Source organism: Anaerobacillus sp. 1_MG-2023, from assembly GCF_030547345.1.
GTDB lineage: Bacteria > Bacillota > Bacilli > Bacillales > Guptibacillaceae > Guptibacillus > Guptibacillus hwajinpoensis_B.
Window position 1 is genome coordinate 1 of the sequence record NZ_JAUORD010000242.1, and the last position, 238, is coordinate 238.

1 protein-coding gene is annotated in these 238 nt (G+C 39.9%); it reads left to right on the plus strand.

What is annotated here, in order from left to right:
* The coding region (locus Q4550_RS24025) for a prealbumin-like fold domain-containing protein (RefSeq protein ID WP_303536784.1) at nt 1-238 on the plus strand (238 nt) is incomplete at both ends.

Sequence of the window (238 nt, forward strand, 5' to 3'; positions counted from 1 at the left end):
GAATCGAATACAGTTACAATCAAGAATGACATCATCACTGGAAGTGTTAAGCTGACAAAGCTTGACAGTGTAGATAGTAGCGAACGATTAGAAGGTGCCGTTTACTCAATCAAAGATTCCAGTGATAACGTAGTAAAGACGAATGTGACAACGAATAGCAGCGGTGAAGTTGTCGTAAACAATCTTCGTCCTGGAAACTACACTTTTGTGGAAACAAAAGCACCATTCGGTTATGTTC